The sequence below is a fragment of the Mesorhizobium norvegicum genome, from assembly GCF_004919685.1.
Taxonomy (GTDB): domain Bacteria; phylum Pseudomonadota; class Alphaproteobacteria; order Rhizobiales; family Rhizobiaceae; genus Mesorhizobium; species Mesorhizobium norvegicum.
The window spans coordinates 34,474-43,421 of sequence record NZ_SMYZ01000050.1 but is presented as its reverse complement, the minus strand read 5'-3'; the positions used below and the strand labels follow the sequence as shown (position 1 = coordinate 43,421).

The 8,948-nt window shown below is 64.8% G+C and carries 9 protein-coding genes; all 9 read right to left on the bottom strand.

What is annotated here, in order from left to right; translation table 11 throughout:
- Nucleotides 1-39 precede the first annotated feature (39 nt).
- Nucleotides 40-852 carry an enoyl-CoA hydratase family protein gene (locus FCU66_RS21195; RefSeq protein ID WP_136619896.1) on the bottom strand — a complete coding sequence of 271 codons (813 nt, stop codon included), beginning with the start codon at nt 850-852 and terminating at the stop codon, nt 40-42.
- Nucleotides 849-1,319 (bottom strand): MarR family winged helix-turn-helix transcriptional regulator, encoded by a 471-nt coding sequence (locus tag FCU66_RS21190; RefSeq protein ID WP_023811475.1) that lies wholly within the window; start codon nt 1,317-1,319, stop codon nt 849-851. The genes FCU66_RS21195 and FCU66_RS21190 overlap by 4 nt, the downstream gene beginning before the upstream one ends.
- Complete coding sequence (locus FCU66_RS21185; RefSeq protein ID WP_136619895.1) at nt 1,313-2,086, bottom strand: SDR family NAD(P)-dependent oxidoreductase; 774 nt, start codon at nt 2,084-2,086, stop codon at nt 1,313-1,315. The genes FCU66_RS21190 and FCU66_RS21185 overlap by 7 nt, the downstream gene beginning before the upstream one ends.
- Nucleotides 2,083-4,377: a bifunctional salicylyl-CoA 5-hydroxylase/oxidoreductase gene (locus FCU66_RS21180; RefSeq protein WP_136619894.1), complete on the bottom strand. Its 2,295-nt coding sequence runs from the start codon at nt 4,375-4,377 to the stop codon at nt 2,083-2,085. Before FCU66_RS21180 ends, FCU66_RS21185 begins: the two co-directional genes overlap by 4 nt.
- 141 nt (nt 4,378-4,518) lie before the next feature.
- On the bottom strand, nt 4,519-5,118 hold the full coding sequence (locus tag FCU66_RS21175; protein ID WP_136619893.1) for a VOC family protein: 600 nt from the start codon (nt 5,116-5,118) through the stop codon (nt 4,519-4,521).
- An 80-nt stretch (nt 5,119-5,198) separates the two neighbouring features.
- On the bottom strand, nt 5,199-6,035 hold the full coding sequence (locus tag FCU66_RS21170; protein ID WP_136619892.1) for an ATP-binding cassette domain-containing protein: 837 nt from the start codon (nt 6,033-6,035) through the stop codon (nt 5,199-5,201).
- On the bottom strand, nt 6,028-6,906 hold the full coding sequence (locus tag FCU66_RS21165) for an ABC transporter ATP-binding protein (protein ID WP_136619891.1): 879 nt from the start codon (nt 6,904-6,906) through the stop codon (nt 6,028-6,030). The genes FCU66_RS21170 and FCU66_RS21165 overlap by 8 nt, the downstream gene beginning before the upstream one ends.
- On the bottom strand, nt 6,903-7,751 hold the full coding sequence (locus FCU66_RS21160; protein WP_136619890.1) for an ABC transporter permease: 849 nt from the start codon (nt 7,749-7,751) through the stop codon (nt 6,903-6,905). Before FCU66_RS21160 ends, FCU66_RS21165 begins: the two co-directional genes overlap by 4 nt.
- Nucleotides 7,744-8,751: an ABC transporter permease gene (locus FCU66_RS21155; RefSeq protein WP_136619889.1), complete on the bottom strand. Its 1,008-nt coding sequence runs from the start codon at nt 8,749-8,751 to the stop codon at nt 7,744-7,746. Before FCU66_RS21155 ends, FCU66_RS21160 begins: the two co-directional genes overlap by 8 nt.
- Nucleotides 8,752-8,948 lie beyond the last annotated feature (197 nt).

Below are 8,948 nucleotides of genomic sequence, written 5' to 3'. Positions count from 1 at the left end.
CAGGCCAGAGGGGGGTGCCTGGGCGCAAACCTACCATCCTCAATCCCCCTCGAACACCGGCTTTTCCTTGGCCACGAACGCCTTGTAGGCGCGCTCGAAGTCGCGGGTCTGCATGCAGATCGCTTGCGCCTGCGCTTCCGCTTCGATCGCCTGGTCGAGACCCATCGACCATTCCTGGTTGAGCTGCGTCTTGGTGATGCCGTGGGCGAAGGTCGGCCCGGAGACGATGCGCGTCGCCATGTCGAGCGCGTCGGCCTCGAGAGCCGCTGCATCGACCAGCCTGTTGTAAAACCCCCAGCGCTCGCCTTCCGCCGCCGTCATGGTGCGGCCGGTGTAGAGCAGTTCTGCGGCGCGGCCCTGGCCGATGATGCGCGGCAGGATCGCGCAGGCGCCCATGTCGCAGCCGGCGAGACCGACGCGGGTGAACAGGAAGGCGGTCTTGGCTTCCGGCGTGGCGATGCGGATGTCGGAGCTCATCGCAATGATGGCGCCCGCGCCGACCGCGACGCCGTCGACGGCTGCAATGATCGGCTTGCCGCAATTCAGCATCGCCTTGACGAAATCGCCGGTCATGCGGGTGAAGGCGAGAAGCTGCTTCATGTCCATCTTGACCAGCGGGCCGATGATGTCATGGACATCGCCGCCGGAGCAGAAATTGCCGCCATTGGAGAGGAACACCACGGCGTCGACGTCGTCGGCATAGACGAGGTCGCGGAACGTGTCGCGCAGTTCGGCATAGCTGTCGAAGGTCAGCGGGTTCTTGCGTTCTGGCCGGTCGAGTCGGACCTTTGCGATCCTGCCCTCGACCTCCCACAGGAAATGCTTCGGCTTGCGCCCGGCCATTCCGGTCATTCGCGTCCCTCCCAGTTGCTGCGGAACGAGGTCAGCATGCCGGTCAGCCGGCGCGCGTCGTCCTCGCTGACCTTGCCCAGCAATTCACCGATCCAGCCTTCATGCGCCGCGGCGATGGTGGCAAAGGCCTGCGTGCCTTCCTCGGTCAGCCGCACCATCGACGTGCGGCGGTCGCCATTGCGCCGCGCGCGGGCGACAAGTCCTTCCGAAACCAGCCGGTCGACGATGCCGGTGACATTGCCGTTGGACACCAGCAGGAAGCGCGACAGGTCGCTCATCAGCATGCCCTCCGGCGCGCGATAGAGCGCGGCCATCACGTCGAAGCGCGGCAGCGTCGTGTTGAACTCCTTCTTCAGCCGCTCGCGCAGCTCGGCCTCGATCGTGCGCGAGGCACGCAGCAGCCTGATCCACAGACGCAAGCGGTCCTTGCCGGGTCCCGACGGCGCGGGCAGGGGGCCGGCTACCATGTTTCGCCTCCTGAGATGGAAATCGCCTGTCCGGTGATCGATTGGGCGGCGTCGCCACACAGCCACAGCACGGCGGCGGCAATTTCTTGCGGCTGAATGAAGCGGCCCTGCGGATTGGTCGAGGCGAGGCTCGACCGCGCCTGCTCGACCGAGCGGCCGGTCTTCTCGATGATGCGCTGGATGGACTCCTCCAGCATTTCGGTCTCCACGAAGCCCGGGCACACGGCGTTGACGGTGACACCCGATTTCGCGGTTTCGGCAGCCAGCGCTCGCATCAGGCCGACGACGCCATGCTTGGCGGCGACGTAAGGCGCGACATAGGCGTAGCCTTTCAGTCCGGCCGTCGAAGCAATGAAGATGATCCGTCCCGCCTTGCGCGCGGCCATGCCGGCTAGCGCCGGCTTCACCGTCAGGAAGGCGCCGGTCAAATTGACGTCGAGCGTCCGCTGCCAGTCGCTGAGCGCGGTTTTGTGCGCCGGCGCGCTGCCGGACATGCCGGCATTGGCGACGACGATGTCGAAGGATCCGCGCGCGGCTTGCGCCCTCTCGTAGAGCGACGCCATCGCCGCCTCATCGGTGACATCGGCCGCGATGCCAAAGATGCGGTCGTTTTCGCCGACCACCTTGGCGAGCTCTGCTTCCCGGCGGCCGCAGATGGTCACGTTTATGCCCGCATCCGCCAGCGCCAGCGCGATGGCCCGCCCGACGCCGGAGCCACCGCCAGTGACCAGCGCATGCTTGCCTGGGATCGTCGAGACGGTCCTCATACTTTCAGCCCCGCCGCTGCGTCGCGCTCGGCCAGACGGTAGAGCTGGTCGCGCCCAGGCAGATAGGGATCCGGCCATCTGACGCCACGGTCGCCGAGCGTGACGGCGGCATGCAGCGTCCAGTAGGGATCGGCGAGATGCGGCCGTGCCAGCGCTACCAGGTCGGCGCGGCCGGCCATCAGGATCGAATTGACATGGTCCGGCTCGTAGATGTTGCCGACCGCCATCGTCGCCATGCCGACCTCATTGCGGATGCGGTCGGAAAACGGCGTCTGGAACATGCGGCCGTAGACCGGCTTGGCCAGTGCCGAGGTCTGGCCGGCCGAGACGTCGCAAATGTCGACGCCGGCTTCATGCAGAAGCCGGGCGATCTCGACCGCATCGGCGGGCGTCACGCCTTCGATGCCGACCCAGTCATTGGCCGAAATGCGCATCGAGATCGGCTTTCCCGCCGGCCAGGCGGCGCGCACCGCACGAAAGATTTCCAGGGGATAGCGCATGCGGTTTTCCAGCGAACCGCCATAGGCATCCGTGCGCCGGTTGGTGACCGGCGTGATGAAGGACGACAGGAGATAGCCGTGCGCGGCGTGGATCTCGAGCATGTCGAAGCCGCAACGATCGGCCATCTCGGCCGAGGCCACGAATTCGTCGCGCACTTTGTCCATGTCGGCGCGGTCCATCGCCTTCGGCACCTGATTCTGCGGCGACCACGCAACGGCCGATGCCGCCATCACAGGCCAATTGCCCGATACCAACGGCACGTCGGTGCCTTCCCAGCCAAGCCGGGTCGAGCCCTTGGCGCCGGAATGGCCGATCTGGGCGCAGATCTTGGCCTCGGTCTCGGTGTGGACGAAATCGACCAGCCGCTTCCACGCCACCTCATGTTCGAGCGCATAGAATCCAGGACAGCCAGGCGTGATGCGCCCTTCGGGACTGACGCAGGTCATCTCGATATAGATGAGGCCTGCGCCACCCTTGGCCCGCTCGGCATAATGGGTGAAATGCCAGTCGGTCGGGCAGCCGTCGACGGCCTTGTACTGCGCCATCGGCGAGACGACGACGCGGTTCTGCAGCCTCATGTCGCGCAGCCTGAACGGCGCGAACATCGGCGCGCGGCGCAGGCTGTTGCCGCCGGCGCCTGCCTGGCGCTGGAACCACTCCTCCGCGCCGCCCAGCCATTCGGCATCGCGCAGCCGCAGATTCTCGTGGCTGATGCGCTGCGAGCGGGTCAAAAGCGAATAGTTGAACTGCACCGGATCGAGGCCGAGATAGCGCTCGACCTCCTCGAACCATTCGAGCGAATTGCGCGCCGCCGATTGCAGCTTCAGCACCTCGGTGCGGCGGGCATCCTCATATCTACGAAACGCCGCGTCGAGGTCCGGCTCGGTTTCGACATATTCGGCCAGCGCTACGGCGCTTTCCAGCGCCAGCTTGGTGCCGGAGCCGATCGAGAAATGGGCTGACGCCGCCGCATCGCCCATCAAGGCCAGATTCTTGTAGGACCAGCGCTCACACAGCACGCGCGGGAAATTGATCCAGGCCGAACCACGGATATGGTTGGCATTGGTCATCAACGCGTGGCCGCCGAGATGTTTGGCGAAGATGCGCTCGCAGACGGCGATCGATTCCTGCTGCGACATCGCGCCGAAGCCGAACGCAGCCCAGGTCTGTTCGCTGCACTCGACGATGAACGTCGCGGTATCGCTGTCGAACTGGTAGGCGTGCGCCCACACCCAGCCATGCTCCGTCTTCTCGAAGATGAAGGTGAAGGCGTCGTCGAATTTCTGGTTGGTGCCCAGCCAGACGAACTTGCATTTGCGGGTGTCGATATCGGGCTTGAAGATGTCGACGAAAGTGTTGCGCGCCCTGGAGTTCAGGCCGTCGGCGGCGACGACCAGATCATGCGTTTCCATGTAAGGTTTGGGATCGGCAATGTCGGTCTCGAACATCAGCTTGACGCCGAGTTCTCGCGCGCGGCGCTGCAGCAGGACCAGCAGCCGCTTGCGGCCGATGCCGCAGAAACCGTGCCCTGATGAGACCGTGCGCACGCCGTCATGGATGACGGCGATGTCGTCCCAATACGCAAAGTGCTTCTTGATCCAGACGGCGCTGACCGGATCGTTTTTCGACAGATTGTCGAGCGTCTCGGCCGACAGCACGACGCCCCAGCCGAACGTGTCGTCGGCGCGGTTGCGCTCGAACACCGTCACATCGTGCGCGGCGTCCCTGAGTTTCATCGAAATGGCAAAGTAGAGGCCGGCTGGTCCGCCGCCGAGAACCGCAACCTTCATGTCTGCGATCTCCTCTTCGCTTGCTGGTTTTCAGTATCGCGCCGGAGGTGAATTATTTCAAGCTTAAAGTTTCATATCGAAATGATTCAACGTCGCATTTGTGTGGCGTGCTTGCGGAACATCCGCAAGCACGCGTACCCATCACTTTTCCGGGTTCTTCGGGCTCCACAGAACGGTCTCGGCGCCTTTCTCGTAGGCCATTCCCGCGGGGTAGCTGATCGCTTCCAGTTGCAGCCCCCAGGGGGCCTGGAAGTAGAGGATGGTCTGGCCGGCGGCGGGCCCTTCCTTGACCGGCAATGGTCCCATCCTTGTCTTGACGCCCTTGGCGTCGAGATAGGCTTTGGCGGCGGCGACATCGTCGACATAGAAGGCGATATGGAAGCCGCCAATATCGCTGTTCTTCGGCGTCAGGTCCTTCTGGTCGGGCGCGGTGTATTTGAACAGTTCGATGTTCGAACCATAGCCGCAGCGCACCATGGTGACCTGCTCGATCACCGCCTTCGGGTCGACGCCCAGCAGATCCTGCATGAATGTGCCCTTGTCGTCGGCGAACGGGCCGAACGACATCGCCTTCTTGCAGCCGACCACTTCGGTGAAGAAGTCGACCGCCTGCTTCATGTCGGGAACCGTGATGCCGGTGTGATCGTGCCCGCGCATGCCTGGTATCGAGCTGGCTGTGGCCATGCCGGCGCTGCCCAACAGCGCGACCGCGAGCGTTGCGTTTCGAAGTATCCTCTTCATGTCAGTCCTCCTCCATTGGCGGGACTTGGGTCATTTGCCGGTCGCACGACCGAGGCCCGCTTTTCGGCGTGCGTGTGCATTCATGTCGGGGCCTTGATGGCGGCAGGGATGTCCAGCCAGCCCGCATCGATCTCGGGCAGGGGAATGGCTGCGATGAGGTCGCGCGTGTAAACCTGCCTGGGGTTGTCGAACAAGGCGTCGGTGGCGCTCGCCTCGACGATCACGCCTTCGCGCATGACGATGACTTGCCGGCACAGCCGCCGAATGACAGACAGATCGTGGCTGATGAAAGCGACGGTCAGGCCCATCTCCGCCGCGAGCTTCTCCAGCAGGGTCAGGATCTGTGCCTGCGTCGACACATCCAGCCCGGAGACGATCTCGTCGGCCAACACGAATTTCGGCGACAGCGCCAGCGCGCGCGCGATGCCGACGCGCTGGCGCTGGCCGCCCGACAGTTCGTGCCGGTAGCGGCCGGCGAAGCTTTGCGGCAGACCGACGCGCTGCAGCGCTTCGGTGACGCGGGCTTTCAGATTGTCGCCGAGGCCGTTCTGCTTCAGCGGCGCGGCGATGATGCTGGCGATGGTTCGGCGCGGATTGAGCGACGACATCGGATCCTGGAAGATCATCTGCAGATTGCGGCGTAGTGGCCTGAGCTCCGCTTCCGGCAGATGGGTGATATCCAGGCCGTCGAAGCTGATGCTGCCGGCGCTGGGCTCCAGGAGGCGCACCAAAGCGCGGCCGAGCGTCGATTTGCCGGATCCGGATTCGCCGACGATCCCGGTCACCGACCCCCTCGGCAGGTCGAAATCCAGGCCTTTCAGGATCTCGGCCAAGGGCGCGCGGCCGATCAGCGGCTTGCGTGTCATGTCGGGCAGAGCGACCTTCAGCCCGCGCACGGAAAACAGCGGCTCAGCCATGTGGTCGCCTCCAGGCCTGGTCGGCGGCAGCGATTTCGGCGGCAAGCCCGGCCAGCACAGCGTCGTCCACCGGCTTCAGCGAAGCGAAGGGGTCGGTGTAGCGCGGCGTGGCGGCCATCAGCGCCCGCGTATAGGGGTGCTGCGGGGCGGCAAAGAGAGCAGCCGTCTCGGCCTCCTCGACCACCTTGCCGGCATAGAGCACCGAGACCTTCTGACTGATCTTGGCGACGACGCCGAGATCATGGGTGACGAAAAGGATCGCCGTGCCGTGCTCGCGCTGCAATTGCACGATCAGCCGCAGGATCTGCTTCTGCACGGTGACATCAAGCGCCGTCGTCGGCTCGTCGGCGACGATCAGCCGTGGTTCGGCGGCGAAAGCGGCGGCGATCAGCACGCGCTGGCGCATGCCGCCGGAAAGCTCATGCGGATAGCTCTTCAGCACGCGGTCGGGATCGCGGATCTGCACCTCATCCAGTAACTGGCGAATGCGGGTATCGGCCCTCTCGCCATTCCAACCGAGGATGCGCACCAGCCGGTCGGTCATCTGCGAGCCGATGCGCCGCGACGGGTTGAGCGCGGTCAACGGATCCTGCGGGATCAGCGCCGTACGGGCGCCGATCAGTGTGCGCCGCGCCTTGGGCTGCAGTCTGCCGAGGTCTTCGCCCTCAAGCCTTATATCGCCCTCGACAATGCGCACGCTCGACGGCAGGACACCGAGCACCGCCTTGCCGATCATCGTCTTGCCGGCGCCGCTCTCGCCGACCAGCGCGCGGACCTCGCCGGGCTGGACGGCAAGCGATACCGAGCGCAGCACGCGCTGGCCGTTCGGCAGCACGGCGCTCAGATCCCTGATGTCGAGACAGGCGTTCATCGCAGCACCGGATCGAAGCGCGTCTTCAGCGCCTCGCCGAATTGGCTGAACGACAGCACGGTGACGATCAGCGTGATCAGCGGGAACACCAGCACCCACCAGGCCTGATGGATCGACAGCCGGCCCTCGGCGATGATGCCGCCCCAGGTCGGATCGTCGGTCGAAATCGACAGATTGACGAAGGACAGGATCGCTTCGACGATGACGGCGATGCCCATTTCCAGCGACAGCAGCGCCACGATCGACGGCACCACATTGGGCAGCACCTCGCGCAGCATGATGCCGATGCGGCCGTAGCCGGCGATGCGGGCATTCTCGACATAGTCCATGCGCGACTGGCCCATCGTCTCGGCACGGATCACCCGGCAAAAGCGCGTCCAGTCGATGATGGCGATGGCGAGGATGACGGAACTTAGGCCCGTGCCGAGCACGGCGACCAGCAGGATGGCGAACAGCACCGGCGGAAACGCCATCCAGACATCGACGATGCGCGAGATGATGCGGTCGGCCCAGCCGCCGAAATAGCCGGCAACCAGACCCAGCGTCGAGCCGACCAGGCACGCCGCGAAGGCTGCAGCAAAGGCGACGATGAAGGCGATACGGCCGCCGAAGATCAGGCGGGACAACAGATCGCGGCCGAGGCTGTCGGTGCCGAGCCAATAGCCGGGCTCGGCTCCATCAATCCAGAACGGCGGCAGCCGCTCCAGCATCAAATCCTGTGCCAGCGGATCCTGCGGCGCGACCAGCGGTGCGAAGATCGCTGCCAGAAGCGCCAGCAGCAGCCAGCCGCCGGCCAGCCACAAGCGTGGCGACACGCTACGCCCTTGAGCACGGTTCTCATCCATGGCGCAGCCTCGGATTGAGCAGGGCGTACATCATGTCGACGGTGAGGTTGATCAGCACGAACAGCAGCGCGAAGACCAGCACGATGCCCTGGATCAGCGGCAGGTCGCGGTTGATGACGGCATCGATCGCCATATTGCCGAGGCCTTCGTAGGAAAACAGCCGTTCGACGATGACCGTGCCGCCGATGAGGAAGGTGAACTGCACGCCGACCAGCGTCAGCGTCGGGAGGGCGGCGTTCTTCAGCGCCTCGCGCAGGATAACCTGCGTTTCGGAGAATCCCTTGACCCGCGCCAGCACGACATAGTCGAGGTCGAGCACCTCCTTCAGCGACTGTTTCAACAGCTGCGAGATGATCGCCGCCAGCGGCAGCGCCAGCGCCACGGCCGGCATCAGCATGTGCTTCAAGAGATCCCAGGTGAGGTCGAGGCGCAGGCGAAGCAAGCTCTCGAACAGATAGAACTGGGTGACGAAGGGCAGGTCGAGCTGTGGCGACACCCGGCCGGAAATGTCGAAGATCGGCACCAGCACGCCGAACAGAAGGATCAGCACCAGGCCCCACAGGAAATCGGGAATGGAGAGCGCAGCGCCGCTGGCGATGTCGATGCCGGCCTCGACCGCCGTGCCGCGCTCGCGCGCGCCGATCACCGCCGTGGTGCCGCCGATCGTCACCGCCATCACGAGCGCAACGATGGCGAGTTCCAGCGTTGCCGGCAGCCGGTTGAAGACGAGACCCAGCACGTCCTGCCTGAGCGAAATCGAAGTGCCGAAATCGCCCCTGACCACGCCGGACAGCCAGATGAAGAACTGCTGCACGATGGTCTTGTCGAGCCCATAGAGCGCGCGCAGCCGGTCGATATCGGCATCCGTCGCGCCGGGCGGCAGCATCATGGCGATCGGATCGCCGGGCGCGACACGGATCACGACAAAGACGACGACGGCCACGCCGAACAGCGTGATCAGCATCGTCAGGAGACGGATCATGAATCTTTGCAGAAGCATTCTGGCGTGGGCCTAATGCGTTTCAGGGACTGATGGAACGAACGGCCCCCTCATCCGGCCGCCTCGCGGCCACCTTCTCCCCGAGGGGAGAAGAGGTCGCCGACGGCTGAGCCAGTCTCTTCTCCCCAGCGGGGAGAAGGTGGCCCGAAGGGCCGGATGAGGGGGCCTGCGTCGCTAAAGAAGACACGCTGCCTCAC